The sequence below is a fragment of the Amycolatopsis sp. MtRt-6 genome (assembly GCF_017308975.1).
GTDB lineage: Bacteria > Actinomycetota > Actinomycetes > Mycobacteriales > Pseudonocardiaceae > Amycolatopsis.
This window is the reverse complement of record NZ_JADWPD010000011.1, coordinates 75,653-100,213: the sequence shown is the minus strand read 5'-3', so window position 1 is coordinate 100,213 and position 24,561 is coordinate 75,653. Positions and strand designations below refer to the sequence as shown.

General features: G+C 71.7%; 27 protein-coding genes. 13 read left to right on the top strand and 14 right to left on the bottom strand.

The features are described 5' to 3' along the window. Positions 1–23 precede the first annotated feature (23 nt). From I4Q55_RS20210 to I4Q55_RS20170, 9 genes are all read right to left on the bottom strand, one after another. Positions 24–296 carry a hypothetical protein gene (locus I4Q55_RS20210; RefSeq protein WP_206789720.1) on the bottom strand — a complete coding sequence of 91 codons (273 nt, stop codon included), beginning with the start codon at positions 294–296 and terminating at the stop codon, positions 24–26. A 62-nt stretch (positions 297–358) separates the two neighbouring features. Further along, on the bottom strand, positions 359–1,270 hold the full coding sequence (locus tag I4Q55_RS20205; RefSeq protein WP_206789719.1) for an amidohydrolase family protein: 912 nt from the start codon (positions 1,268–1,270) through the stop codon (positions 359–361). Further along, positions 1,270–1,695, bottom strand: a complete 426-nt coding sequence (locus tag I4Q55_RS20200) for an SRPBCC domain-containing protein (protein ID WP_206789718.1) — start codon at positions 1,693–1,695, stop codon at positions 1,270–1,272. Before I4Q55_RS20200 ends, I4Q55_RS20205 begins: the two co-directional genes overlap by 1 nt. Beyond that, entirely contained in the window at positions 1,692–4,139 is a 2,448-nt protein-coding gene (locus I4Q55_RS20195) for a xanthine dehydrogenase family protein molybdopterin-binding subunit (RefSeq protein WP_206789716.1), read from the bottom strand. Before I4Q55_RS20195 ends, I4Q55_RS20200 begins: the two co-directional genes overlap by 4 nt. Continuing rightward, positions 4,136–4,606, bottom strand: coding sequence for a (2Fe-2S)-binding protein (locus I4Q55_RS20190; protein ID WP_206789714.1), 471 nt, complete (start codon positions 4,604–4,606; stop codon positions 4,136–4,138). The genes I4Q55_RS20195 and I4Q55_RS20190 overlap by 4 nt, the downstream gene beginning before the upstream one ends. Further along, positions 4,603–5,433 carry a xanthine dehydrogenase family protein subunit M gene (locus tag I4Q55_RS20185; RefSeq protein ID WP_206789712.1) on the bottom strand — a complete coding sequence of 277 codons (831 nt, stop codon included), beginning with the start codon at positions 5,431–5,433 and terminating at the stop codon, positions 4,603–4,605. Before I4Q55_RS20185 ends, I4Q55_RS20190 begins: the two co-directional genes overlap by 4 nt. Positions 5,434–5,458: 25 nt before the next feature. Then, a complete protein-coding gene (locus I4Q55_RS20180) occupies positions 5,459–5,977 on the bottom strand; it encodes a flavin reductase family protein (protein ID WP_206789711.1) in 519 nt (172 codons plus the stop codon). A gap of 14 nt (positions 5,978–5,991) precedes the next feature. Continuing rightward, a complete protein-coding gene (locus tag I4Q55_RS20175) occupies positions 5,992–7,215 on the bottom strand; it encodes a styrene monooxygenase/indole monooxygenase family protein (RefSeq protein ID WP_206789710.1) in 1,224 nt (407 codons plus the stop codon). Between the two features lie 2 nt (positions 7,216–7,217). After that, entirely contained in the window at positions 7,218–8,012 is a 795-nt protein-coding gene (locus I4Q55_RS20170) for an SDR family oxidoreductase (RefSeq protein WP_206789709.1), read from the bottom strand. 151 nt (positions 8,013–8,163) lie between these two features. On the opposite strand from I4Q55_RS20170, the gene I4Q55_RS20165 reads away from it, so the two are divergent. From I4Q55_RS20165 to I4Q55_RS20125, 9 genes are all read left to right on the top strand, one after another. Continuing rightward, positions 8,164–9,159, top strand: a complete 996-nt coding sequence (locus I4Q55_RS20165) for an AraC family transcriptional regulator (protein WP_206789708.1) — start codon at positions 8,164–8,166, stop codon at positions 9,157–9,159. 86 nt (positions 9,160–9,245) lie between these two features. After that, positions 9,246–10,274 carry an Ldh family oxidoreductase gene (locus I4Q55_RS20160; protein ID WP_206789707.1) on the top strand — a complete coding sequence of 343 codons (1,029 nt, stop codon included), beginning with the start codon at positions 9,246–9,248 and terminating at the stop codon, positions 10,272–10,274. Then, a complete protein-coding gene (locus tag I4Q55_RS20155) occupies positions 10,271–11,824 on the top strand; it encodes an NAD(P)/FAD-dependent oxidoreductase (RefSeq protein WP_206789706.1) in 1,554 nt (517 codons plus the stop codon). The genes I4Q55_RS20160 and I4Q55_RS20155 overlap by 4 nt, the downstream gene beginning before the upstream one ends. Positions 11,825–11,841: 17 nt before the next feature. Continuing rightward, positions 11,842–12,576, top strand: a complete 735-nt coding sequence (locus I4Q55_RS20150; protein WP_206789705.1) for an SDR family NAD(P)-dependent oxidoreductase — start codon at positions 11,842–11,844, stop codon at positions 12,574–12,576. After that, entirely contained in the window at positions 12,573–14,177 is a 1,605-nt protein-coding gene (locus I4Q55_RS20145) for an FAD-dependent monooxygenase (RefSeq protein ID WP_206789703.1), read from the top strand. Before I4Q55_RS20150 ends, I4Q55_RS20145 begins: the two co-directional genes overlap by 4 nt. After that, the gene (locus tag I4Q55_RS20140; RefSeq protein WP_206789702.1) at positions 14,174–14,833 is read left to right on the top strand and encodes a hypothetical protein; all 660 of its coding nucleotides are present in this window, start codon (positions 14,174–14,176) and stop codon (positions 14,831–14,833) included. Before I4Q55_RS20145 ends, I4Q55_RS20140 begins: the two co-directional genes overlap by 4 nt. Beyond that, complete coding sequence (locus I4Q55_RS20135; protein ID WP_242546362.1) at positions 14,830–15,288, top strand: cupin domain-containing protein; 459 nt, start codon at positions 14,830–14,832, stop codon at positions 15,286–15,288. Before I4Q55_RS20140 ends, I4Q55_RS20135 begins: the two co-directional genes overlap by 4 nt. A gap of 10 nt (positions 15,289–15,298) precedes the next feature. After that, positions 15,299–15,697, top strand: a complete 399-nt coding sequence (locus I4Q55_RS20130; RefSeq protein WP_206789700.1) for a RidA family protein — start codon at positions 15,299–15,301, stop codon at positions 15,695–15,697. Further along, positions 15,694–16,569, top strand: a complete 876-nt coding sequence (locus tag I4Q55_RS20125) for a fumarylacetoacetate hydrolase family protein (RefSeq protein ID WP_206789698.1) — start codon at positions 15,694–15,696, stop codon at positions 16,567–16,569. Before I4Q55_RS20130 ends, I4Q55_RS20125 begins: the two co-directional genes overlap by 4 nt. Before the next feature lie 5 nt (positions 16,570–16,574). On the opposite strand, the gene I4Q55_RS20120 is transcribed toward I4Q55_RS20125, so the two are convergent. Then, a complete protein-coding gene (locus tag I4Q55_RS20120) occupies positions 16,575–17,114 on the bottom strand; it encodes a helix-turn-helix domain-containing protein (protein ID WP_206789697.1) in 540 nt (179 codons plus the stop codon). Between the two features lie 100 nt (positions 17,115–17,214). Between I4Q55_RS20120 and I4Q55_RS20115 the strand changes: the two genes are divergently transcribed. The 4 genes from I4Q55_RS20115 to I4Q55_RS20100 are packed head-to-tail and all read left to right on the top strand — an operon-like array spanning position 17,215 to position 20,144. Then, positions 17,215–17,430, top strand: a complete 216-nt coding sequence (locus tag I4Q55_RS20115; RefSeq protein WP_206789696.1) for a DUF3311 domain-containing protein — start codon at positions 17,215–17,217, stop codon at positions 17,428–17,430. Continuing rightward, positions 17,427–18,887, top strand: coding sequence for a sodium:solute symporter (locus I4Q55_RS20110; RefSeq protein ID WP_206789695.1), 1,461 nt, complete (start codon positions 17,427–17,429; stop codon positions 18,885–18,887). The genes I4Q55_RS20115 and I4Q55_RS20110 overlap by 4 nt, the downstream gene beginning before the upstream one ends. Continuing rightward, positions 18,877–19,188 carry a TIGR04076 family protein gene (locus I4Q55_RS20105; protein ID WP_242546361.1) on the top strand — a complete coding sequence of 104 codons (312 nt, stop codon included), beginning with the start codon at positions 18,877–18,879 and terminating at the stop codon, positions 19,186–19,188. The genes I4Q55_RS20110 and I4Q55_RS20105 overlap by 11 nt, the downstream gene beginning before the upstream one ends. Continuing rightward, positions 19,185–20,144, top strand: coding sequence for an LLM class flavin-dependent oxidoreductase (locus I4Q55_RS20100; RefSeq protein WP_206789693.1), 960 nt, complete (start codon positions 19,185–19,187; stop codon positions 20,142–20,144). The genes I4Q55_RS20105 and I4Q55_RS20100 overlap by 4 nt, the downstream gene beginning before the upstream one ends. A gap of 62 nt (positions 20,145–20,206) precedes the next feature. Here the strand turns inward: I4Q55_RS20100 and I4Q55_RS20095 are convergent, their stop codons facing one another. The 4 genes from I4Q55_RS20095 to I4Q55_RS49245 all read right to left on the bottom strand — a co-directional run bounded on the left by I4Q55_RS20095 (position 20,207) and on the right by I4Q55_RS49245 (position 24,491). Beyond that, positions 20,207–20,518, bottom strand: coding sequence for a carboxypeptidase-like regulatory domain-containing protein (locus tag I4Q55_RS20095; protein WP_242546360.1), 312 nt, complete (start codon positions 20,516–20,518; stop codon positions 20,207–20,209). Positions 20,519–20,552: 34 nt separating this feature from the next. After that, a complete protein-coding gene (locus tag I4Q55_RS20090) occupies positions 20,553–22,700 on the bottom strand; it encodes a hypothetical protein (RefSeq protein WP_206789692.1) in 2,148 nt (715 codons plus the stop codon). Positions 22,701–22,782: 82 nt separating this feature from the next. Beyond that, entirely contained in the window at positions 22,783–23,430 is a 648-nt protein-coding gene (locus tag I4Q55_RS20085; RefSeq protein ID WP_206789691.1) for a response regulator transcription factor, read from the bottom strand. After that, positions 23,427–24,491, bottom strand: coding sequence for a sensor histidine kinase (locus tag I4Q55_RS49245; RefSeq protein WP_206789689.1), 1,065 nt, complete (start codon positions 24,489–24,491; stop codon positions 23,427–23,429). The genes I4Q55_RS20085 and I4Q55_RS49245 overlap by 4 nt, the downstream gene beginning before the upstream one ends. Positions 24,492–24,561 lie beyond the last annotated feature (70 nt).

Below are 24,561 nucleotides of genomic sequence, written 5' to 3'. Positions count from 1 at the left end.
GAGGACCGTGCCACGGCCTGCCTTCAGGCAGCGGTGCCCCGGGCGCCGAAGCCGGCGTCGGCCAGGACGCCCCGGCCGGTGTCGGTCAATCTCGCCGGGACCTGCTCGCCGATCCGTCCGGGCCTGGCCGGGCTGATCAGCCCGGCGTGGACCAGGGCGCGGGCGCCGGGTTGGTCGCTGAAGGCCAGACCGTCGACGAAGACGTCCGGTTCGCAGCTGAGCGACACGTGGACGCGGCCGCACGCCGTCGCGCGGAGGATGGCGTGGGCTCGGTGGGTGAGCTGGGGGTTCGTCATGGTGGATCACCACTCGGTTCGTCCGCTGGGCTGCTGACCCCACCGACGTTAGGTGACCGGGGTCACTGCCGATATCCGCTGAGCGCGTCCGGCTGTCCGTTGTGCGACGCCAGCGCGGAAGCCGCGTTCGCCGAGGCGACCTTCCGCACGAACTCCGTGCCGCGGTGGGAAACTTGACCACGCGGGTCGTCGGCGCCCATCGCGAACGGCCAGTCGCTGCCGAGCACCATCCGGTCCTCCCCGAACACCGCGACGGCCTGGTCCACGAGCGCGGGGTCGTGGGCGAGGCAGTCGACGAACACGCGTCGCAACGCGACGAGGGGGTTCTCGGTCAGCGGCGCGACGCCCGGCCGGGCTGTGTCGACGCCGCGTTGCCAGCGTCCCGCGACCGTGGGCACGGCGCCGCCGCAGTGCACGAGCAGCACCCGCAGTCCCGGGTGGGTGGCGAGGACGTCGCCGAAGACGAGCTGCGCGGCCGCGACTGCCGTCTCGACCGGGTTGCCGAGCAGGTTGTGCAGGTAGAACGGGGAAAGCCGCTCGTCCGGCGACGCGCCGGGATGCAGCAGGAGCAGCCGCGAGTCCGTGTCCAGGACTTTCCACAGTGGACTGAATCGGGCGTCCGCGAGAGACAGGGAGCGGCCGCCCGCGGCACCGCAGACCCCGGCGAACCGCGGTTCGGTCCGGACGCGGTCGTACTCGGCGGCCGCGAGTTCCGGCTCCTCCAAGGGAAGGTAGGCCAGCGGTCGCAGGCGCGGCCGCCCGTCGACCGCGCGCAGGATCCCGTCGTTGACCGCGCGCACCCACTCCGCCGTGGCGGGCTGCCGGAAGTACGACGGCGGGATGGACACGACGCCCTCGTCCAGGCCCGCGCGGTCGAGGTGGGCCACGGCCTCGCCGGGCTGCTGGAGCAACGGCGGCCCCAGCGGATCCAGGCCGCGAGGAGCGAGGTGGACGTGCAGGTCGATCGACGTCATCAAGCCACCGCCGCGGTGTCGCGCAGGACTTCGTCGAGAGCCGCCGCGACGAGGTCGCGGACGACCCGCTGGCCGACGGTCGCGCCCGGCCCGCGGACGGCGACATCGGCGGCCCAGGACACGACCGTGGCCGTGCCGGAATGCGTGAACTCGAGCCTCAGCTGGACGTCCAGCGCAGTCGGGCCCCGGGTGCCGTGCACGGACAGCACCGCGCCCGCCGAGCCGGTTCGCTGGACCGCGATGGTGACCGCGAACGGCATCGGCACGAAAGTGCTGCGCGGGGTGAAGACGGCGCGCAGCGTGCCCGAGGTGTCCAAGCGGACCTCGCTCAGGCTCGGCACCGCGGCCAGCGCCTCGGTCCCGCCGTGCAGGGAGAGCAGCGCGGCGGCACTCGCCGTCGTTTCGAACCGGCCGGTCAGTTTCATCGGGACACCTTGACCTTCTCCGCGTCGAGGCCGCGCAGAAGCGCCAGGACGCGTTCGGGCGGGTTGAACGATTCGAGCACCATGCCGTGGTCACCGACGGCGTCCTGGATGGCGGCACTCAGCGCGTGCAGCGGGGCGCCGCCGCCCTCCCCCATGCCCTTGGCGCCGATCGGGGTGAACGGCGACGGGCTCACGACGCTGCCGTAGGCGAAGCTGGGCAGGTCGAGCGCGGTGGCGGCGTGGTAGTCGTAGAAGTTGCCGGCGGCGAGCTGCCCGTCGCCGTCGTAGGCGAAGTGCTCGAACAGCGCGGCGGAGATGCCGTGCACGGTCGCGCCGTGGACCTGACCCTCGATCACCATCGGGTTGATCGGGGTGCCGCAGTCGTCGACCATCGCGTACCGCAGCAGCTTCGTGTGCCCGGTCGCCTCGTCGATCTCGACGACGCAGGCGTGGATCTGGGTGGCGTAGGTGAGGGTGAGGTTGCCGTACTTCCGGTCGAGGTCGGGCAGTTCGAACGGCGCCCGGTACACCGACCTGGCCACCAGGCCGACCTCTTCGGCGACGTCGGCGGGCAGGTCGGCCGGGGAAAAGTGGACGATCCCGGCGACGGCGGCGAGCGGCAGCGCGCGTTCCGGGTCACCGGCGACTCGGGCGGTGCCGTCGGCGAGTTCGATCTCTTCCGGTGTGCAGCCGAGCGTGGCCGCGGCGACCAGGGAGATCTCCCGGATCAGCCGTTTGGTGGCGTTGAGGATCGCGCCGATGCCGGTGACCGCGAACTGGGACGCGTACGAGCCCGAGAAGCCGGTCTGAGCCGACAACGCCGAGTCACTGCCACGCTGCACGTGGACGTCGTCGTAGCCGACGCCCAGCGTGTCCGCGACCACCTGCGCGACGGTGGTCTCGTGGCCCTGGCCGAACGCGACGCCGCCGGTGGTGGCGTAGACGGACCCGTCCGCGCCGAGTTTCACCAGGCCGCCCTCGGTGTTGCCGCCGAAGGGCAGGTGCGCGTTGAGCAGCCGGGCCTGGCCGAAGTTGTTCGTCCCGGAGTCCAAGGTGGATCCGATGCCGATCCCGATCCGCTTGCCCGTACCGGCGACCTCCTTCTGCAGGCGACGCGCTCCCGGGTAGTCGATGAGGTCGAGGGCCTTGCGCAGCGACAGCGGGAGGTCGCCGGAGTCGTAGACGCAGCCGTTGACCGTGGTGTACGGGTACTGGTCGGGCTGGACGTAGTTGTGCAGGCGGAACTCGACCGGGTCGAAGCCGAGCCGGTGCGCGGCGATGTCCATCATCCGCTCGACCAGCCACAGGTGCTGCATCCGGGAGTAGCCCCGGTTCGGGTGCACCGGGCCTTTGTTCGTGTAGACCGACCGGTAGCGCACCTTGAGGTGCTTGAGCTGGTAGCAGGCGTTGGCGACCTGGGTCCAGATGACGCCGCCGAGCGGTTCGTAGCGGGTGTAGGCGCCGACGTCGTCGAGCGCGTCGTAGGTCAGGCCGAGGACGGTGCCGTCGGCCTGGAGCGCCATCTTGACGTTCCGGAACCAGCGCTCGTTGCCGTGCCCGCCCATCAGGTGCTGCTCGGAACGGGTCTCGGTCCAGCGGACCGGCCGGCTGAGCTTGCGCGACAGCAACGCCGCGGCGGTGGCGGGGATGTGGGTGTTGAGCTTGACGCCGAACGAGCCGCCGAAGTCCTTGCTCAGCACGCGCAGCTTGTTCGCCGGGTGCCGCAGGGCGACGGCCAGGTTGAACGTCGCGAGCTGCGGGGTCGCGAATCCGCCGGTGAAGGTGAACGTGTCGACGCCGGCGTCGTACTCGACGGTGATCGCGCTGCATTCCAGGGGTGTCGAGGAGAACCGGTGAAAGTGCAGCTCGTCGACCTCGATGACGTGGTCGGCGTTCGCCAGCGCGAACTCGATGTCGCCCCAGTCGTAGAGCGTGTCGAAGGCGATGTTCGACCCGATTTGCGGGTGGACGAGCGGCGCGTCTTCACGGACGGCTTCACGCGCGTCGACGACGTGCGGCAGCGGCTCGTACTCGACGACGACCGCGGCGGCGGCATCCCGTGCGGCCTCGCGGGAGTCGCCCGCCACCGCGACGACCGGCTCGCCGGAGAACCGCACGGTGCCGCCGGAGGCCAGGCAGCGGTCCACTTCGGCGTCGCCGGGCGGACCCTGCAGTTCCATGTACGGGTCGGTGAGTGTCTCGACCTCTTCGGGCAGCAGGCAGCCGAGGTAGCCGTCGACGCGCTCGGCCGCGGAGACGTCGATCGCGGTGATCCGGGCGCGCGCGTACGGGGACCGGACGAAGGCGAGGTAGCCGAGATGCGCGACCGGGGTGTCGTCGCCGAACTCGCCCTGGGCCTTGAGCAGCCGGTCGTCCTCCTTGCGCGGCATCGGCTTCCCGGTGAACCTGCGGGTGGCCGGCCGCGCGATCTGTTCGGTGGTCACGGGCGCTCCTCGGCGGCGGCGCGGACGGCGCACACGATGTTGTGGTAGCCGGTGCAGCGGCAGATGTTGCCCTTGAGCGCCCGGCGGGTGGTCTCCTCGGTGACTTCCTCGCCGGAGTCGAGGAAATCGGTCGCCGTCATGAGCATTCCGGACGTGCAGTAGCCGCACTGCAGGGCGTGGTGGTCCTTGAACGACTGCTGCAGCGGGTTGAGCGAACCGTCCTCTTCGGACAGTGACGCGGCTGTCTCGACCGTTCCGCCGTCGGCCTGCACGGCGAGCACCATGCACGACTTGACGAGCGTGTCGTCCCAGCGCACCGTGCAGGCGCCGCAGTTGCCGGTGTCGCAGCCGATCTTCGGGCCGCGTTTGTCGAGCGTGTCGCGCAGCCAGTGGACCAGCAGTGTGCGGTCCTGGGCCGCGGCGGTCTCGGGCTTGCCGTCCACGGTGACGGTGATGTCCCTGGTCATCGGGTGCTCCTCTGCACGGCGGCGAGCAGGGCCCGCCGTAGCTGGACTTCGGCCATCTCCCGGCGGTAGGCCGCCGAGCAGTGCACGTCGTCGGCGGCGTCGACGTCTCGGACCGCTCCGGCCACGTCCGCCAGCGACGACGTCACCGCCGCTCCGACCAGGTGCCGTTCGACCTCGGGCAGCCGCAGCGGCGAACCGTAGACAGCGCCGAGGAAGACACGCGCGTCGATGACGACGCCGTCGACGACGTCGAGCCGCACGACCGCCCGCGCCAGTGCCCACGAATCGGCCCCGACCTGCAGGTGCTCGTGCGCGACGACAGCGTTCGACGGCAACGGCGGGATCTCGATCGCCGTGAGCAGTTCGCCGGGCCGGACCGCGGTGGCCAGGGTGCCGAGGAAGAACTCGGCAGCGGGCAGTACCCGCTCACCCCCGGGTCCGAGAATCCGGAACCGCGCGCCGAGCGCCGAGAGCAGCGGCGGGAAGTTGTTCGTCGGGTCGTTGAGGCAGCAGTTGCCGCCGATCGTGCCGCGGTTGCGGACCTGCCGGTCCACCAGGCCCGCCGCCATGTCGGCCACCGGGTGGCCGCGCACGGCGGCCAGCGAGGCGTAGGTCGTCGCCGCGCCGACGACGAGCGTGCCGTCGTCGGCGGTCCGGACCCCGCGGAGCCCGTCGATCCGGTGGACGTCGACCAGCGCCGACGGCTGCGCGAGGTCGAGCTTCAGCATGTTGAGCAACGTCTGCCCGCCGGCGAGCACGACGCTTCCGGCCACGTCGGACAGCATGGTGACGGCCTCGGCCGCGCTGGCGGGGCGCAGGTACCGCACGGGTGGGAGGATCACGGGGACCGCCTCAGAACTCGGGGTGGCGTGCGGCCACGTGGTACGCCCCGGCGTGGAACACCAGGGGCTCGCCGTCGCCGGTGTCGAAGCGCTCGACCTCGCCGAGGCAGATCAGGTGGTCGCCGGCGTCGACCCAGCGCACGGTCCGGCATTCGAACCGGACCAGCGCGCCCTCGATCAGCGGCACCCCGCCAAGGCCTTCTGCCAGGGCCACCCCGGCGAACTTGTCCGGAGCGCCGGTCGCGAACTGCCCGGACAGGTGGTGCTGGTCCGCGGCGAGCACGTTGACCGCGAAGTGCGTCGCCCGCTGCAGGTCGGGCAGGCTCGGCGCGCGTTTGGCCGGGCACCAGGAGACCAGCGGCGGCTCCAGCGACACCGACGTGAACGAGTTCGCGGTGACACCGATCCGGCGCCCGCCGGGAGCGCGGGCGGTGATCACGGTGACGCCGGTGGCGTACCGGCCGAGGGCCGAGCGCAGTTCGCGCGGGCCGAACTCGCGGGACGTGGGCAGCTCCGTCATGGCGGTCATGGCAGTCCTCCGGGTCAGGCCGTGACGGTGGCCAGGTAGCCCTGCGCGAGCGCGGGGTCCATGAACCAGTGGAAGAAGTCGCGCGGGTCGTCGAAGCCGTTGGCGAACCGGCGCGCGATCCGCGGGTGCGCCCCGGCGGCGCCGAGCAGCTCCAGCGCGTGCGGCGGGGGCGGGGCCAGCAGGGCGTTCGTCCATCCGGCGACGTACTGCGCGTAGTCCCAGTACCGCTCGAAGGTCTGCTGCTGGAACTCGCGGTCGAACGGCCGGTCGCCGTGTTCGAGGATGCTGGACAGGTACGAGGTGGCGCATTTGCTCGCGTTGTTGGAGCCCTGGCCGGTGATCGGGTCGTTGAGCACGACGACGTCGGCCAGCCCCAGCACGGTGGCGCCCGACGGCAGCACGCCGACGGGCTTGCGGACGGTGGGCGGGAAGCGGCCGGCGAGCACGCCGTTGTCGTCGGTCAGGGCGAGGTCGCCGCAGCGTTCGGCCTCCCACGGCAGGAACTGCCGGACCAGCCGCAAGGACGTCTCGAGGTGCTCGGCGGGGGAACGGACGTCGCGCCAGCAGTCCAGCGGGCCGCCCGGGACGCCTTCGAAGACCATGATTTCGCACGGCCCGCTCGTGGTCAGCGCCGGGAAGACGAAGTACTCGCCGACGCCGGGGATGAGGTTGAACGAGACGGCGGAGTGTTCCTCGCGCGGGCGCATCCCGGTGACGTAGGTGAGCGCGAGCGACCGCTGCGGAGCGTCGTACGTCGACCGCTCGGCGTCGCGCTCGAAGAGGCGCGCGATGTCGCCCTTGCCCGCGGCCACGATCACCAGGTCGGACGACCGTGCGTAGCTCTCCAGGTGCTCGACGCCGGCGTCGGTGAAGTCGAGCTTGCCGCCGCGCAGCTCGAACTCGTTCATCCAGGCGGGCATCTTCACGCGCTGGTCGACCGACTGCGCGGGCACGTCCAGCCGCGAGGCCCACGAGATCGCCTTGCCGCCGCTGCCGTCGGGCACGGTGAACGAGATGCCCTCGACCGGTGGGCAGGCGTCGTCCCAGCGGTTGAGGCCCAGGCTGCGTTCGCGGGTGAGGGCGCCGCCGAACATGCACTGGCTGGACATGACCTTGCCGGCCCGGATCTCGTCCGGGGTCCGGTTCGAGACGATCGTGACGTCGTAGCCGTGGTCGAGCAGGCCGATGCCGAGCTGGAGCCCGGCCTGGCCGGCGCCGACGATGGTGATCGTGCGCATCGCTACCTCCGTGGGTCGCTGAGCTGGGGGATGGCCGGGACGGCCTGTTCGGGACCCATCGCCGAGTAGCCGCCGTCGACGGCCCAGTCGGCTCCGGTGACGAAGGACGCCGCGTCGGAGCAGAGGAAGGCCACGACGTTCGCGACCTCTTCCGGGTCGCCGACCCGGCGCAGGACGTGGAAGGGGGCCGCGACCCGGTCGGTCCGGGCGCGGTCGGAGCCGGTGAGCTCGTCCATGACCTTCGACCAGGTCCAGCCGGGGCTGACCGAGTTCACCCGGATGCCGTCGCCGGCCAGGTCGAGGGCCATGTTCCGGGTCAGCTGGACCATCGCGGCCTTGCTCACCGGGTAGAGCCAGCGCCCGGTTTGGGCGACCTTGGCCGAGATGGACGTGAAGTTGACGATCGCGCCGCCGCGGGCGGCCAGGTGCGGGCGGACGGCCTGGGCGAACATCGCCGCGCTCACGACGTTGACGTCCAGGGCCTGCGCCCACTGCGCGCGGGTCGAGTCCGCACCCTCGTCGACGTAGGAACAGGCGAGGTTGACCAGGATGTCGATGCCGCTGAACCGGTCGACCGCGGTTTCGACGCACCGGCCGATCGCCGTGTCGTCGGTGATGTCGGTGGGCACGGCGACGACGTCGTCACCCAGTTCGGCGGCGACGGCCTTGGCGCCGGCGTCGTCGATGTCGGCGATGACGACCCTGGCGCCGGCGGTGTGCAGCGCGCGCACCACGGCCTGGCCGATGATCGTCGCGCCGCCGGTGACGACGGCGGTCCGTCCGGCGAGTCCCTGCATGGCACCTCCCTGTGTCCGGGTTGCCAGGGAAGGTAGGTCTGTGACGGCGGCCTCAGCTATCCGCTCGGCGCGGCCGCTGTGCGTTTTGCGCGGTCACCTGTCGCGTCGGGCGCCCGGAAAGCGGATAGTTACGGGTCAGCGGAGGTGACCCATGACCGACCAGGCGGAACCGGGTGCCGTCCTGCCCCTCGCGCACGGCGAGCACCTCAGCACCCGCGACGTCGACGAAGCTCGTGAGCTGGTGGCCCGCGCCTTCTGCACGCACCAGCTCGTGCCGCTCGACGGCCGGCGCAGTGTCGACGCGCGCTTCCACTCCGTGCGGCTCGGGCAGGTCGGGCTGCACTACCTCGACTACGGCGCCGAGGTCCGCATCGCGCCCGGGCAGTTGCAGGACTTCTTCCTGGTCCAGATGCCCCTGGCCGGCCGCGCCGAGATCACCTGCGGCAAGGAGTCCGTGGTGTCCGACCCGCTGACCGCGTCGGTCCCGGCACCCGACGAGGACCTCGTCATGCGGTGGGGCGCGGACAACCCGCAGCTCATCGTCTGGATCGACCGCGCCGGTCTCGAAGAGCACCTGAGCCGGATGCTCGGCAAGCCCCTGGCCCGGCCGCTGCGGTTCGACCTCGGGATGGACATGTCCCAGCAGGCCGTGCGGTCGTGGCGCAACGTCGTCGACCTGCTGCGCCGCGAGGTCGACACCGAGGGCGGCATCCCCGCCGAGCCGCTGGCGATGACCGAACTGCAGCGGCTGCTGTTCAGCCAGCTCCTGCTCGCCCAGCCGAACAACTACAGCTCGGTGCTGCACCGCGAGCCGTTGCCGAGCGCGCCCAAGGTGATCAAGCAGGCCGTCGAGCTGATCGAGGCGCACGCGGCCGAGCCGCTGACCGTGGAGGACGTCGCGGAGGCGGTCGGGCTCGGCGTGCGGGCGCTGCAGGAGGGGTTCCGGCGGTTCCTCGACACGACGCCGATGAACCACCTGCGCGAGGTGCGGCTGCGGCGCGTCCACGAGGAGCTGCGGCTCGCCGACCCGGCCCGGACGAACGTCACGGAGGTCGCCGTGCGGTGGGGTTTCCTGCACGCGGGCCGCTTCTCGGTGCAGTACCGGCAGCGGTTCGGCGAATCGCCGTCGGCCACGCTGCGCGGCTAACGGCCTCGCTGAGCGGATAGCCGCCCGTTCTCCGCGCTCCTACCGTTTGCCGGAACGACCCGGCCGACGAAGGAGCGAGGTGCACGGTGGACGCAACCGACCCGGTGCCGATCGAGGAGCTGACCGGTGAAATCGCCCGGATCTTCACCGCCGCGGGGCTGTCCGAACCTGCCGCCCGCGTCGTGGCGGAGTCCCTTGTGGACGCCGATGCCCGCGGGATCCCTTCGCACGGCACGATGCTCGTCCCGATGTACCTCGAGCGGATCCGCCGCGGCTCGGTCAGCACGGAGGAAACCGCGGTCGTCGTCTCCGACGTCGGTGCTGTGGCCACTTTGGACGGTCGTAACGCGCTCGGGCAGCTCACCGGTGACCAGGCGATGCGGCTGGCGGTGGAGAAGGCGAAGCAGTACGGCATCGGTGCCGTCACCGTGCGGCATGCGTTCCACTTCGGTGGCGCCTTCCGTTACGCCCTCGCCGCCGCGGCGCGCGGCTGCATCGGGGTCGCCGCCGCGAACACCCGGCCGCTGATGCCCGCCCCGGGTGGCGCGGCGCCGGTCGTCGGCAACAACCCCTTGGCCCTGGCTGCCCCGGTTCCCGGTCGCGCGCCGATCGTCCTCGACATGGCCCTGTCCGAAGCCGCGCTCGGCAAGATCCGGCTCGCCGCGGCCGACGGTCGGACGATCCCCGCGACCTGGAGCACCGACGCCGACGGCATCCCCACCACCGACCCGGTCGCCGCGCTGGCCGGGATGCTGCTGCCTGCCAGCGGGCCGAAGGGCTACGGCCTCGCCGTGCTGGTCGACGTCCTCACCGGTGTCCTCTCCGGCGGTGCGTCAGGCCCGGAGGTGGCCGGGCTCTACGCCGACACGGCCGTGCCGAACGACTGCGCCCACTTCTTCCTCGCGCTCGACCCCGCCCACTTCGGCGACGGCTTCCACGAGCGGATGCGGACGTTCGCCGACCGGCTCGCGGCCTCGCCGGTCGCGCCGGGGTACGACCGCGTCTACCTGCCTGGTGAGCTGGAGGCCCTGCGGCACGAGCAGGCGCGGGCCGAAGGCATCCGGCTGACCCCGGCGGTCCGGGCCGCGCTGGCGGAGGAGGTGGGGGCGCGATGATCGAGTACGACGCCGTCATCATCGGTTCCGGCATCAACGGCCTGGTCGCCGCCGCCGAGCTGGCCCGGGAGGGCTGGTCGGTCGCGGTGGCCGAGCGCAACGACACGCTCGGCGGCTTCATCGCGTCGGAGGAACGCACCTTGCCCGGCTATGTGCACGACACGTATTCGTCGTGGCACCCGCTGTTCGTCTCCGGCCCCGCCTACGCGGCGCTCGGCGACGACTTACACCGGCTGGGCCTCGAGTACCGCAACACCGACGGCTGGGTGACCGCCAGCGTCGCCGACGACGGCCGCACGACCTACGCCCACCGCGACCCCGAGCGCACCGCCGCCCGCTTCGCCGACGGCCGCGACCGGGACACGTACCTGGCCGCGCTGAACGGCTTCCTGGAGATCGCGGAACCCTTCGGCACGCTGATGGCGTCCGAGCTCAAGTCCGTGGCGGCGTTGCGGGCCGGGGCGAAACTGGCTCGCCGGACGCGGCTGCTCCGTGACGCGGTGACGAGCGGGCGGTCGTTCTGCCGTCGCGAGTTCCGCGGGCCCGAGGTCGACCACCTGTGGACGCCGTGGCTGCTGCACGCCGGGCTGTCCCCCGACCACGCCGGGGGCGGGCTGATGGTCCCGGTGCTCGCCGCGACCATGCACGGCTTCGGCCTGCCGGTGGTGGCGGGCGGCTCGGCCCGGCTGGTCGACGCGTTCGGCAAGCTGTTCGCCGAACTCGGCGTCGAAGTCCACACCGGCACGGAGGTCGAGCACATCCTCGTCGAGGGCAAGCGCGCCGTCGGCGTCATCGCCGGCGGCCGCCGGTTGAAGGCCAAGACGGTGCTGGCTTCCTGCACCCCGACCGCGCTGGTCCGCGACCTGCTGCCACCCGGCGCGGTCGACGGCCGGTTCACCGGCGAGGCCGAGCGGTTCCGCCACGGACGTGGCGCGATGCAGATCCACGTCGCCCTTTCCGGGCCGCCGCGGTGGCGGGAGGACCGGCTCGCCGAGGTCCCGCTGATCCACCTCGCCGACGGCTCGGCGAGCACCGGGATCGCCTGCGCCCAGGCCGAAGCCGGGCTGCTGCCCGCGAAACCGACCGTCGTGGTGGGCCGGCAGGACGTCCTCGACCCGGCGCGCGTGCCGGCCGGTGCGGCCGCCCTGTGGCTCCAGCTGCAGGAGGTGCCGTTCGCGCCGGCCGGGGACGCCGCCGGCGAGCTGGACACCACCGGCGGCTGGACGCCCGAGCTGGCCCGGGCGTTCGCGCAGCGCGTGCTCGACAAGGTCGCCGCGCACTGCCCCGGGCTGACGGACCTCGTCCGCGCGATCGACGTCGTCACGCCGGTGGACCTGGCCGCCCACAACGTCAACGCCGTCCACGGCGACCCGTATGGCGGCTCGGCCGAGCTCGACCAGAACTTCCTCTGGCGCCCGACGCCTGCCGGCGCCCGGCACGCCACGCCGGTGCCCGGTCTCTGGCACATCGGTGCTTCGACCCACCCGGGCCCAGGCCTCGGCGGCGGCTCGGGTCACCTGGTCGCCCAGCGCCTGCTCCGCCACCGCTGACCACTCCAGGAGGAGCCATGAAATCCACCTTCGACGCCCAGGACGAGGTCCTGGTCGTGACCGGTGGCGCCCACGGCATCGGCGCCGCCACCGCCCGGGCCTTCGCCGAACGCGGCGGCACGGCCATCGTCTTCGACGTCGTCCACGCCCCGGACCTCCAGGGCCACGACCGGATCGAACAGCACCGCGTCGACGTCTCCGACCGCGAGCGCGTGCAGGATGCCGTCGACACCGTCCTGCTCCGGCACGGCCGGATCGACGCACTGGTGGCGGGCGCCGCGATCCAGCCGCGCTGCGACGTCGTCGGCATGGACCCCTACACGTGGCGGCAGACCCTGGCCGTGAACCTCGACGGCGTCGTCTGGTGCGCGCAGGCCGTGCTGCCCGGCATGATCGCCCGCCGGGCCGGCAGCATCGTCGTGTTCTCCTCCGGGCTCGCCCACGCCGGCCGCGCCCAGGCTTCCGCCTACGCGGCGAGCAAGGGCGCGTTGACGTCGTTCGCGAAATCCCTGGCCGCCGAGGTCGCCGACTACCGCGTGCGGGTCAACACGATCTTCCCCGGCGTGATCGACACACCCCAGTTCCGCGCCGCCAACCCGGCCGGCGGCGAACGCGAGCACTGGGCCGCGACGACCGGGATCGGCACCCCCGAGGACGTCGTCGGCTGCCTGCTCTTCCTGCTCTCGGACGCGGCCACGATGACCGGGTCCACGCTGACCCGCGACCGGGCGTTCGCGCAGGAGGCGTTGTGAGCGAACAGGAATCCCTGCCGGTCGCGGTCGTCGGCGGCGGTCCGATCGGGCTCATCACGGCGCTGGGTCTGGTCCGTTACGGCATCCCGGTCGTGGTGTTCGAAGAGGACGAGACGCTGTCGCTGGACACCAAGGCGGGCACCGTGCTCACCCGCACCCTCGAAGTCCTGCACCGCTACGACGCCGTGGACGACGTGCTGCGCGCGTCACTGCGGATCGACGAGATCGGCGACATCGACCGCGCCACCGGCACCGCCCGCGCGAGCGTCCACACCGGCCTCCTCGGTGACGACACGCGCTTTCCCTTCGTGGTCAACATCCCGCAGCACCACCTGGAACCGGTGCTGCGGCGCAGGCTGGAGGAGCTCGCCCCCGGAGTCGTCCACATGGGACACCGGATGACCGGCTTCGACCAGCACGACGACCACGTTTCGCTCCGGCTGGACACGCCCACGGGAGAGCGGCGGGTCGCTGCGCGGTACCTGCTGGCCTGCGACGGCGGCCGGTCCCAGACCCGGGAACAGCTCGGCATCACCGTCGAAGGCCACACGCTGGACCAGCGGTACATGCTCGTCGACCTGGAGGCCGACCTCGACGTCGCCAATCCGCGCGACTACCCCTACCTCGCCTACTTCGGCGACCCCGCCGAGTGGATGATCCTCGTGCGGCAGCCGCACTGCTGGCGGTTCCTGTATCCGCTGGAGCCCGGCGCGCCGGAGCCGGACCGGGCCGAACTCGCCGCGAAGGCGAAGCGGTTCATCGGCGATGTCGACGGGCTGCGCGTGCTCGGCACCAACGTCTACCCCGTGCACCACCGGGTCGCCGACCGCTGGCGCGCCGGCCGCGTCTTCCTGATGGGCGACGCCGCCCACCTCATCACCCCGATGTGGGCGCTCGGCCTCAACACCGGGGTGCTCGACGCGTCGAACCTGCCCTGGCGGCTGGCCTGGGTGCTCCGCGGCTGGGCTGACGAGTCCCTTTTGGACGGCTACGAGCGCGAGCAGGCCCCGGTCGCGGTCCGCGGCTCCGGCGAGATGGCCGAAGCGGCCCGCGCCTACATGGACCGCCGCGACGACGGCGTGTCCGCCATGGCCGGCGGCGGCTGGGGCGTCGCGGTGACCCGCTCCCTGCTCGGCGTCCGCCTCGACGTCGACGGCACCGGAGACTGGTCGATGATCGCCACCGGCGAGGAGCCGCGCCCGCTCCGGGCCGGCGACCGGCTGCCGGACGTCCGCCTGTTCGGCCCGGACGGCGCCGTGCACGCGCACGACCTCTGCGCCGACACGTTCGTCGGCCTGTACTTCACCGACGCGCGCCGCACCCCGCGGCTGCCCGCCGACGACACGCCCGGACTGCGCCGCGTCGTGGTCAGCCGGTGGGACGCCCCGCTGGACTCGCCCCTGCGCGACCGCGCGTTGTTCGACCCCGGTTCGCGAGCCATGCGGCGGCTGGGCGTCTGGCCGGACACGGCGGTGCTGCTGCGGCCGGACGGCCACGTGGCGGCGATCGCCGCCTTCGACCCCACCATCGACGTCGACCCGCTCAGAGCCGCCCACGCGCGGATCACCGGCCGGGTCCCGGCGGAAGGAGCCCTGACGTGACCGCGGGAACCACCGTGCACGCACCGGACGGAACGCCGGTCGTGCTGGCCGAAATCGGCCAGACGGAACTCCTCGTCAACGACCACGTGCGCGTCTGGGAGGTGGCCCTGGAGCCCGGCGAGTCGCAGCCGTGGCACCTGCACCACCACCCGTACCTGGTCGTGAACCTCGAAGCGTCACCCGGGCGGATGGACTGGCTGGACGGCTCGCCGCCCCGGTTCGTCGACGAGCACGTCGGCGGCGTGATCTTCCGGCCGACGTCGCCGGTGCACATGCTGACGAACGTCGGCCCGACCCGGTACCGCAACCGGCTCGTCGAACTGCTCGACCTCGGCGAACGAGCCGCCCCGGTGCCCGCCGAGCCGGTCGGCCACCACGTCGTGTTCGAAACCGACCTGGTGCGGGCGTGGGAAATCGTCCTCGACCCGGGCGCCTCGCTCGCGGGCCACCGGCACCGGCACCCGCACGTCGTGATCACCCTCGATGGTTCCGACACCCGCATCGACACCACCGACGGGCCGGGCCCGGTGGAGACCGAGGCACCCGGCGACGTCCGGTACCGCGAGCCCGGCGGCGTCCAGACCCTCGTCAACGTCGGGCCGACGCGTTACCGCAGCCGCCTGATCGAGCTGAAATACCTGGGAGAGAACCGATGACGACCAACCTCTCGGCCCCCGCCGCGTACTCCGGCGAAGCCGCCGACCGCGCTCGCGTCGGCGCATCCGGCGCGCTCAGCCGCTTCCGGGAGATCCTCGTCCAGACCCACGACCTGGACTGGATCGACAAGACCCTGGACGGCCTGTCCCACAAGATGCTCTGGCGCGACGACGAGACCGGCGCGTCGATCGCGCTCGTCCGGTTCCGGAAGGGCGCGGGCATTCCGTCCCGGCACGCCCACGCGTCGAACCAGTTCATGTTCTGCCTCAAGGGCCGCTACACGTACGTGCCGACCGGCATCACCCTCACCGAAGGCGCCTTCTACTGGAACCCCAAGGGATCCGAGCACGGCCCGACGCACGCCGACGAGGAGTCCGTGCTGCTCGAGATCTACGACGGCCCGCACTACCCGACCCAGCCCGACTGGTATGACGACCCCGCCGACGCCCGCTGAAGGAACTCCCATGCCCAAACAGGAAATCGTCTCCCCGGACCTGGCCGTCCCCAATGGACACTTCGCGCAGGCGACCCGCGCGGGCCGACTGGTCTTCATCTCCGGCATGACCGCTCGCAACGCCACCGGCGGCGTCACCGGCGTCGGCGACGTCAGCGCCCAGACCCACCAGGTGTGCCAGAACCTCGAAGCCGCGGTCAAGGCCGCCGGCGGCGCGCTCGACGACATCGCGCGTGTCGACGTCTACGTCCGCAACATGGAGGACTTCGACGCCATCCACGCCGTGCGCCGGCAGTACTTCACCGGCGTGGCCCCCGCGTCGACCATGGTCGAAGTCTCGAAGTTCGTGAACAAGGACTACCTGATCGAGATCAACGCGATCGCCGTCCTCCCGGAGGACGCGCGATGAAGCTGGCCACGGTCCGCGTCGACGGCAGGGACCACCTCGGCGCGGTGGAGCCGGAGGAAGGCACGGTGACGATCCTGCCCGCCGCGGCCCCGACGCTCGACGACGTCGTCCGCGGCGACCTGGTGGACCTGCGCCACGGCACGCGCGTCACGTTGGACGCGGTCGAGATCGTCGCACCGCTGCGCCGGTTCAACCGCGACATCCTGTGCACGGGCTGGAACTACTGGGACCACTTCGAGGAATCCCGGGGGAAACGCGACGGCCAGGACCCGGTCGACCGGCCGCAGCATCCGACGTTCTTCACCAAGGGCCCGGACACGGTGATCGGCCCGCACGACGACATCGCGTTCGACCCGGCGATCTCGGCCAAGTGGGACTACGAAGCCGAAGTCGCGCTGATCATCGGCAAGGACGGCCGGTCCATCCCGGAAGAGCGGGCCTGGGAGCACGTGTTCGGCCTGTGCGTCGCCAACGACGTGTCCCAGCGCGACCTCCAGCGCCGCCACGGCGGCCAATGGCTCAAGGGCAAGAGCATCGACGCGACCATGCCGCTGGGCCCCTGGATCACCACGGCCGACGAGGTCGCGGACCCGTACGACCTCACCGTGCGCTGCACCCTGAACGGCGAGGTCCTGCAGGAGGCCTCCACGCGCCAGGTCGCGTTCCGCTTCGAGCGCATCATCGCCGAACTGAGCTGGGGCATGACCCTGCGGGCCGGCGACGTGATCCTCACCGGAACCCCCAGCGGAATCGGCAACGCCCGCGAACCGCAGGTGTTCCTCGCGTCCGGGGACGAGGTCGTCACCTTCGTGAGCGGTCTCGGTGAGCTTCGCAACCGGGTTGTCGCGACCGACCTCAGCGGACAGCCGTAGCACCACTAGGGAGACGGGGGCGTGATCGAGACCAGATACTCGACGGGCGAACCGGTCGAGTTCCGGTAGAGGTGGGGCCGGTTGGAGTCGAACGTGATCGACTCCCCGGCCAGTACCTCGTGGGTGGCATCGCCGATCTGCACGGTGAGTGTTCCGGCAACGACGTACGCGCATTCCGTGGACGCGTGCGCCCACGGTTCCTCGCTGGTGGCGGTGCCCGGCGGCAGGACCGCGCGCAACACCTCGAGCTGACCGTTGCCCGGGGTCAGGCGTTCGTAGCGGACCAGGCCGCGGGGGCCGGCCAGTGTGGATCGCGTGCCGGGCCGGCTGATCCAGACGGCCGGGGGCGACGAGTCGAACAGGGACGCCACCGACTCGCCGAACACTTCGGCCAGCCGCCGCAGGGTCGACAGGCTCGGTTCGGTCACTCCGCGCTCGACTTGGCTGAGCATCGTCGCGGAGACGCCGGAGCGAGCGGCCAGGTCGCGCAGGCTCATCCCGTGCCTGGTCCGCAGCGTCTTCAGCTGGGATCCGAGACTGTGCATTGCCACTGCACACCTCACCTGGCTTCCCTGTTGAGTATCCGGGCCATTTCACCTACAGTCCTACCACTCGTGCAGTCACACTGCACGGCTGGGAGTGATCATGCCTTCGTCCCGGAAACACCGCTGGCTGCTCGTCCTGCCGTTCGTCTGGCAGGTGGGCTTGATCCCGGTGGTCAACGATATCCCGTACGCACCACTGCACGTCCCGTTTCCGATGCTGTGGCAGATGCTCGGCGTCGTGTTCACGAGCCTGGTCATCGCCCTGGTGTTCCGGCTGGACAAGCGGGCGGGCGTGACCGACGAGGATGCGTCATGATCCTCACGATCGCGCTGGTCATCGTCCTGGGCACAGTCGCCGGTGCGCTGGCGTTCGGCCGGCGCGCCACGGCGGACATGACGAACTGGGCGGTCGGCGGCCGCCGGTTCGGCACCTTGCTGTTCTGGTTCATGAACGCCGGGGAGGTGTACACGACCTTCGCCGTGCTGGGGATCTCCGGCTACGCATGGGCGCTCGGCGCTCCGGCCTACCTCGCGTTCACGAGCGTCTCGCTGAGCTACGCCATCGGCTACTGGCTGATGCCCAAGATCTGGCAGGCCGGGCGCCGGGACGGCCTGATCACCCAGGCCGACTTCTTCGCCGAGCGGTACTCCGCGCCCTGGCTCGGCGTGATCACCGCGATCGTCGGCATCGCCGCCCTCGTGGTGTACGTCCAGATCCAGCTCGTCAGCCTGAGCCTGATCGTCCGGCTGACCTTGGGCAGCACGGTCTCGGCCGACCTCGCCGTGGTCATCGGTGCCGTGCTGATGCTGATGTTCGTGCTGCTGGCCGGGCTGAGGTCCGCCGCGTTCTCCGCCGGTGTCAAGGACGTGCTGATGGTCGTCGTCGTGGTGGTCCTGGCCGTCACCGCCGCGAGCAAGGTGGGCGCGGCGTCGCCGTTGGACATCTTCCGGATCGCCGAGCAGCAGCACCCCGGTATCGGCAAGCTGCCTGGGCTCGATCCGTCGTCGCCGACGACGTCGGTGTGGCTGATGACTTCGGCGCTGAACGTCGCGCTGGGCAACTGGGTGTTCCCCCACCTGTTCCAGGTCTCCTACTCGGCCGCGTCCGGCACGTCGATCCGGCGCAACGCCATCTGGCAGCCGCTGTACTCGCTGGCCTACTTCTTCATCATCATGCTGGGCTTCGCGGCGCTGATCGCGAACACGCGGCCGGAAGGCGGCAACCTCAACGCCGCGCTGCTGCAGTTCGTGGCCGACAAGTTCCCCGCCTGGCTGGTCGGGCTCGTCGCGGGGACGGCGTTCCTGCTCGCGCTGGCGCCCGGTTCGGTGCTGCTGCTCACCTCCGGTTCGCTGTTCGCGCGCAACGTCGTACTGCCGTTCCGGCCGGGGATGTCCGACCGGGCCACCTTGCTGGTGTCCAGGACGTCGATGGCCGCCTTCGCGCTCGTGGCCGTCTGGCTCACCCTCGGCCGGCAGCAGTCCCTTGTGGACATCCTGCTGTCGGCCTACTCGGCGATCGGGATGCTCGCGCCGGGCGTGTTCCTCGCCTTCCTCTGGCGCCGGACGTCCGCGGTGGCCGTGGTACTCGGCATCACTGCCGGTTTCGTGGCACTGCTCGCGCCGTTCGCGAAAGATTTCTGGGCGGCCAGGATGACGGAGTGGGAGCCCGGCCTGATCGCGTTGATCATCAACGCTGTCGTGGTGGTGGCGGTGAGCCTGGTGCTCCCGCGGCGGAATGCACCTGCCAAGGAAGGGAAAGCCGTTGCACACTGAGCTGTATGACCTGCGGGTCACCGTGGAGAGGATCGAAGGCCGATCGGTATGCGGGATGGCGGCCGGGGACTACTTCGAGCTCGTCGACAGCTCCCACCTGCGCATCCCGGAAGGCAAGCATTTCTGCGTCTACGCGCTGCAGGCCGTGCTCCCGCTGCTGCCCGCCAAGCAACGGGACCTGCCCACCGGGGACTGGCTCGACCGCGACAACCTGGTGTGCTGCCCGGATCCGGAAGAACGCGTCATCATGCGGATCGACCGGATCGGCCGGTGCCGGCTGGCGACCGGGGACCTCACGTGACCGAGTTCGGGCTGGGTTTCCGCAGCGACAAACGCCCCGGCGACTACGCCCGGCTCGCCGTCGCCGCCGAGGACTCCGGGTTCGACGTGCTGTCGGTGTTCGGCGACCTGATGGACCAGCCGCCGATCTTCCCCCTGCTGGAGATGGCCGCGGTCACCACCAGGGTGCGGCTCGGCGCGGCGTGCTGGAACCCGTACACGCAGCACCCCTACGAGATCGGCGGCCAATTCGCCGCGCTGGACCTCGCGTCGGGAGGCCGCGCCTACCTCGGGCTCGCGCGCGGGAGCTGGCTCGGGCAGATCGGCGTGGGCCAGCCGGCGCCGCTGCAGCACCTCCGGGAAGCCACGGGGTTCATCCGCGCCCTGCTGGCCGGCGAACCCTATGCGGGGCGGGTCTTCCGGCTCGCCCCCGGCACGCACCTGAACTACCGGCCCCAGCGGACCGACGTCCCGGTGCTGATCGGCACCTGGGGCGCCCGGACCGCGGCACTCGCCGGGGAAATCGCCGACGAAGTCAAGATCGGCGGCACCGCGAACCCGGCTGTCGTGGGCGTGATGCGCGACCGGATCGGCACACCGCACGTCGGGATCGTCGTCGGCGCGGTCACGGTCGTGGACGAGGACGGCAGCCGGGCCCGAGCCCGGGCACGCACCGAAGTGGCCAAATACGTGGCGGTGGTCGCCGGACTCGACCCGACGCTGGACCTCCCCGAAGACCTGATGCCCGCGCTCCAGAACAGGATCGCCCAGGGCGACGAGGCCGGTGCCGGCGAGCTGATCCCCCGGAACCTGCTGTCGCGGTTCGCGTTCGCCGGAACGCCGGAGGAGGTCGCGGAGCAGGCCCGGGCGCTCATCGCCGCCGGTGCGGGGCGGGTGGAGTTCGGGCCGCCACACGGCTTGGCCGACGACCACGGTGTCCATCTGCTGGGCAGCAGGGTCCTGCCATTGCTGCGGTGAGCCGACTGAACTTGTGGACATCGGCAGCCCGGCACTTTCACGTGAAAGTGCCGGGCTCGCGCCTACGCCGCAGGCGTCCCGTAGACCGCCAGCTCGGTGCTGCTGATGAAGAAGCAGCCGAGCGTGGACGTGCCGGGCAGGATTCCGGAGATCGTGTACGTGCCGTCCGCGGCCGTGGTGGCCACCAGCCCGCCCGCGAAGCCGGAAGCGTGCCCGCCGAAGGCGACCGTGACCCCGGCGATCGGTGCACCGCTGTCCTGGTCGGTGACCGTGCCGGTGAGCGTCCCGCGCGGGGTGTCCGCCGCCGGTGGCATGGAGAAGTCCTCGACCGGCTGGATGTCGTCGCCGTCGGTCGCCGCGGCGAAGTACCCCATGCCGCGGTGGCGTCCGGTCCGCAGCCGCGGCGGGTCAGCGCCTCGGTCGCCGGATGGTCGTCTGCGCGGGTGATCGAGGCGTCCTCCGCGAGCTGGGCGGGGGCGGCGCTGCGGCGGCGCGCGAGTGGGTGCCGGTCGCCGGCCTCGACCGCGGGCGAGGCGTCGCGCGGCGAGCGGCGGGTGGTGTCGTCGCGATCGAGCGGATCAGGTCGCGCCGGATCCGTTCCAGGCCGCGCGCGACCAGGCCGAGCTGGTCGTAACCACGGACGATCACCGGGACGCCGATATCGCCACGGCCGAGTCGCCCCGCCACCTCCGCCAGCGCGGACAACGGCCTGACGACCACCACGTAGAGCCAGGCGAAGATGACGATGGTCAGCACGGCGATCAGCACCCCGAGCAGGATCATCTCGCGTTGTTCGTTCGGGTGGGCCGGCGTCGGCGACGTTTCCGGCCGGTCGGTGACGACCGCGAGGCCGGCCGGCAGGATGCTGGAGACCGGCGCCCAGCTCACCAGGTGCCGCCCGCCGTCCACCTCGCGCAGCGCGTGGCCCGGCCCGCCGGCGGCATCCCGGACGGCCGGCGCCAGGTCCGGGCGGCTCGAGAGTCCGGACGCGGCGGTCGTCGCGATGACCTTCCGGTCGGCGTCGAGGAGCCAGGTGTTGCCGGGTCCTGCCAACGACAGCGGTCCGCTGAACGCGCTCGGGGCGAACTCGGCGATCAGCCGGCCGGCGTTCTCGCCGGTGACGGGAGCGGAGACGAACACCCGCGGTGAGCCGCCCTGCCGGGTGTCGACCGCGAGAGCCGGTTCGTCGGCGGCCTTGACCGCCGCGGCGTCGACGTCCTCTCCGGCCTTGGCTCGCAGCTCGCCGTTCGGTGCGAGGTGGGCGACGCCGCGATACCGGTCCCGGGTGGACATCAGCCGGGACAGCAGCGTCGCCGGTGTTTCGGTGTCCTTCGACATCCGGACTCCCGTGGCCACGGCGGTCAGGTCGGCTATGCCGCTGTCCAGCAAGGTTTGCACCTGGTGAGCAGCCAGTGACGATCGCGACTGTTGTTCCGCTGCGACGCCCGCCGGGACCGCGTCGACCGGCTGGAATGACGGAACGATCGCGACGGTGGCCGCAGCGCCGAGGAAGAGGGCGGCGCCGGCGGACCAGGTCAGCAGGGCCAGCGGACGATATCGTCCCGAATGCCCGGCCCGGGCGCGGGTCAGCACCAGCGCGATGCGTCCGGCTTCCCCGTACTTCGGTGCCTTCGGCACGGTGCGGCGGGACGACTCCGCGACGCGGCTGAGCATCCGGATCGGCCGCAACAGCAGAAGGTGGAGGACTGCGAAGACGATCACGGTGAGCACAGCCAGCCCGGCGCCGACCGTGACGGCACGCCGGTGAGCCGTCTCGGTGAGCGCGGTCGCCTCGGTGGTTGCCTGTTCCGACGCCACGGTCCAGCCGAGCGCGGTCGAAGAAGGCTTGCCACCCATGGCTGCCCAGGCGACCACCTCCTCCTGGCCGGCACCGTGCTGAGCCCGGCTGCCGGAGGAAGCTGCGCCGGGCTCCAGCCCCGGATCGATGACTCCCAGAGGGGGCTTGCGGTTGCCCGGGCCGGCGATCACCGAGCCGGACTTGTCCAGCAGCCAAGCGCCTTCCGGCCCGGCGGCGGCGAGCAGCTCGCCGAGCCGGTCCGGATCAAAATGCCCGACGAGCAGGTACTTCGCGTCGGCCGCCTTGCCGATCGGCGTGTACTCCACGATCTGTCGTCCGGTGCCGACCTGGGCCAGCCGCATACCGGCCTCACCGGGGGCCGGATCGCCGAGAACCGCGGGCTGTGCCGGGGCACCGACCTGGGCCACGACCACGCGGCTGGCCCGATCGACGACGTAGAGCGACTTCCAGGTCCGGCCCTTGGACAGGATCGGCAAAGCGCGGTCCGGCCGGCTCATCGATTCGTCGACGACCGCGGCGATCTTCGCCAGGCTGCCCATCCCGCCGTCGAGTGACCGGGAAATCGCCTCCTGCGCCGCCTCCATGCTTTCCTGTCTGCTGTCGAGCACCGACTGGGGAACCGGAGCGGAATCCCCAGTCCGGGACAGGCAGATTCCCGCGGCGGACGCCAGCACCAGGAACGACATCAGCCCGGCGACCCAAGGCGCCCGCAGGCTGGGAAGGCGCCGCCCGCTCATCACGAATTCGACTTTTCACGATCGCGCGTTCCCGCGCAGTCGAATGTAACTATCCTCCAGTCCGTACCCGACGAACGGCCGGTCAGCTTTCGGCAGCCTCGTAGGCGATCAGCGCCAGCTGCACGCGGTTGGCACACTCGAGCTTCACCAGCATGCGGCTGATGTGTGCCTTGACCGAGCCCTCGCCCATCCGGCAGGTACGGGCGATCTCCGCGTTGGACTGGCCCTGAGCGAGCGGCTGCAGGACTTCCCGTTCGCGGGCGGTCAGCAAGGCGAGCCGGGCCTGGGCGCGTTCGGCACGCCGTGGGTCGCGGTCCCGGAACCGCGCGAGCACCGCACAGGTCACCTGCGGCGAGAGGTACCCCTTGCCGGCGGCGATCGCCCGCACGGCGTCGAGGAACACCCGCGGTTCGGTGTCCTTGAGCAGGAACCCGACAGCGCCGGCGTGCAGCGCGCGCAGGACATACCGATCGTGGGAAAAGGCGGTCAGCATGGCGACCGCCGTGGTGGGCACGTGCCGGCCCACCAGTTCGGCCGTGGCCAGGCCGTCGCCGTCGGGCATGTGGATGTCCAGCAGCAGGACGTCCGGCTGGTGGCGGTGCGCCAGCCGCAGCGCTTCGGACCCGCTCCCGGCTTCCGCCACGACCTTGATGTCCCCCGCCGTCTCCAGCAGCCCCCGGACCCCGGCCCTGATCAGCTGCTCGTCGTCCGCGACGACCACCGAGATCACCGGGCACCCACCATCGCCGGGAATTCCGCGGCGACCTCGAAGCCGCCGTCCGCGTCGGCGCCCCAGGTCAGCCGGCCTCCGCGCGCCGCGACCTGCGCGGCCAGCGTGCGCAGCCCCCGGCCGGTGCCGGTGCCCCGCGTGCTCGGCGCCCGTTCCGGGGCACAGTTGCGGATCAGCAGCCTCGCCCGACCGTCGACCACCCGGAACTCGACGACGACGTCCACCGGTCCGGCGTGCTTGTGCACGTTCGTCAGCGCCTCCTGGACGACGCGCCGCACGACGTCGGCCAGTTCGGGAGGAAGTTCGTGGAGGTCACCGGACAAATTGGACTCGATGCGCAAGCCCGCGCGGCGGGAGGAGTCGATGAGGTTGTCCACTGTGACCGGTTCGGCGTCGAGCACCCGGAGGATCTGCCGCAGGTCCTGCATGGCGGCGCGGCTGGTCCCGCCCAGCAGCCGCGCGGTCTCGGCGTCCGCGGCGCCGCCGAGTTCGAGCCGTCCGGCGTGCAGCGCGATGAGGCTGAGCTTGTGCCCGAGGACGTCGTGCATCTCGCGGGCGATCCGGTCGCGCTCCTGCGTGAGCACCAGGTCCCGCTGGATCGCCGCCAGCCGCCGGGAACGGCGGACGTAGGCGCCTGCCAGGAGCGGCACCAGCACCTGGACCCCCACCTCGACCACGAACAGGGTGCCATCAGTATCCGGTGTATCCGGCGCCGGCAGCGCGAACACCACAGCGGTCGCGACGACCGCAAGGGCGCCGGGAACCACACGCCCGAAGGCGCCGACCGCGTACAGGGCGCACATCGGCACGACGATGGCGTCGGAGGGCGAGAACTGAACGAGCGCCGCGATCGCGAGCAGCACCGCCGAGGGCGCCTTCCGTCGCGCCCCCAGCAAGGCGGCAGCGCCGGCGTTCCACCACGCCTCCTCGGCCCCGCCCGCCAGCACGACACCCAGCGTGACGCAGATCCCGGTGACCGCCGCATCGACGATCAGCTCCCGGCTGCGTCGGCCGAGACCACGCCACCGGGCCCCGAACCACTCGACAACGGAACTGTCCACGGCCACCAGTTTGACAGCCGGCCGGAAGGACTCGCTTGCCACCCGGACTCGCCCGGCGAACCGGGCGACC